Source organism: Cohnella suwonensis (assembly GCF_042655365.1).
Lineage (GTDB): Bacteria > Bacillota > Bacilli > Paenibacillales > Paenibacillaceae > Cohnella > Cohnella suwonensis.
This window is the reverse complement of sequence record NZ_JBHSMH010000046.1, coordinates 1-1,739: the sequence shown is the minus strand read 5'-3', so window position 1 is coordinate 1,739 and position 1,739 is coordinate 1. Positions and strand designations below refer to the sequence as shown.

Genomic DNA, 1,739 nt, shown 5'->3' with positions numbered 1-1,739 from the left:
AAATGGTCGAGTAGGCGGGGCCTCTCCTATCATGGATTGCGCCCCCTACCCCTCACAGATCCGTACGTGCGGGTTTCCCGCATACGGCTCTTCACATCATCATTCACAGAGTTTTGTTGGCATAGATGTTGACGTATATCCGAGGTTTAGGAAGCCGGAAGTCCTTAAGGACATCGTTGTATCTTTCCCATGTGAAGCTTCTGCGCTGGCTCCTACGGTTCAGCCATTTAAACATTATCTTGACCGTCAGGATATAGTAGGATTTGTTCTTCCCGTAGTTATCCGTAATCCCGTAGTAACGGTAATGTCCCGTTAGCTTGGAGCGGATCTTTTTGAGGAATGCCTCTTGGTCCATATGTCGGTTGAACCTGATCCACGTCTTCATGGCTTTGACCTTCTGTTTGAATTTCTTCCCGCTTGTTTTGCGTTTGACCCGGAACGTACCTTTTTGGCTCTTGGCGCAGTAATGGGTAAACCCCAGAAAGTCAAATGTCTTCGGCTTTCTTTCACCCCGTCTTTTCCTGTCCTCTTCCGCAAAGCGTCCGAATTCGATGATCTTTGTCTTCTCTTCCGCTACACTTAGCTTGAACTTGTCCAGCCTTAGGATGAGCGCACCATAAAACCGTTCCGCATCCTCTCTGTATTGGAAGCAGCAGACAAAATCATCGGCAAAACGCACCATTTCTGCCTGTCCCCTGCACTGTTTCTTGACCGTGACTGCAAACCAGGTATCCAGCACATAGTGTAGATAGACATTCGCAAGCACCGGCGAAACCACGGACCCCTGCGGAGTTCCCTCTTCGGTGGGTTCGAATTCACCGTCCTCTTGTATGCCTGCTTTTAACATCCGTCTTACGAGGCGGTGAATGTTCGGGTCTCCAATCCGCAAATCGAGAAACTTCATCAACCATTCGTGGTCGACGTGGTTAAAGAATCCCTTAATGTCCGCATCCACTATATATCGTATCTTTCCTCGTTCTATGATCTCGGTCAGTTTCTTCAGTGCATCGTGCATGCTTCGTTTCGGGCGAAATCCATACGAGAAGTCCATGAAGTCTTGTTCGTAGATCGCTTCGAGTATCCTCTTCAGCGCATGTTGCACCAGCTTGTCCTCATAAGCGGGTATTCCAAGCGGGCGCATGCTTTTCTCGTCCTTGGGAATGTAGGTTCTTCTGGCCGGTTGCGGCTTGTAGCTTTTCTGTTTGAGCCGCTTGACCAATTCCGTTACGTGGACTTCCACATTCGCTTCATACGCCTCTTTCGTCATGCCGTCGACTCCCGTTGCCTTCCCCGGTTTCATCTCTTGGTGACTCTCTATGAGCGCTTGCGCGTCGATAAAGTGTCCAATCGAGGTGAACCGTAATTTCGGGTCGACTTTTGCCATCTCTGCTATTCTTGCTAATTTCGTTTCCATTTCTTCTCCACCTCGGCGTGTGGTAAATGTGTCCTTACCAAGATCGATTTTGTGTCGCCTGCCTTTCCTCCACCAGCATTACACCGGCTTCACAGGTACTACGCGGCGATCCGACTCCCCGACTGCCGTTTGGTCTTCTTACGTTTTATCGCTTGGCGACCATACTCCCGGAGTGTTCCTAAATAGTACTTTCCTCACGGAAGAGCGTCAGGGCCTCCCGAGTTGCTGAGTAACCATTGGTATACATGCCTGGCTCTGCGACCCCGGGGAAGCCCGCATCGTGCTCGCCCTCTCGCTCGATGGGATGTTGTCTTCCGAGATGGTA

1 protein-coding gene is annotated in these 1,739 nt (G+C 50.4%); it reads right to left on the bottom strand.

Going from position 1 to position 1,739, the window contains the following annotated elements; genetic code table 11:
* Positions 1–103 precede the first annotated feature (103 nt).
* Positions 104–1,414 (bottom strand): group II intron reverse transcriptase/maturase, encoded by a 1,311-nt coding sequence (gene ltrA, locus ACFPPD_RS14835; RefSeq protein ID WP_209752126.1) that lies wholly within the window; start codon positions 1,412–1,414, stop codon positions 104–106.
* Positions 1,415–1,739 lie beyond the last annotated feature (325 nt).

Bases quoted from the DNA above. Each gene is read 5' to 3' on its own strand.
- ltrA (WP_209752126.1), bottom strand. From the start codon at position 1,414: ATGGAAACGAAATTAGCAAGAATAGCAGAGATGGCAAAAGTCGACCCG.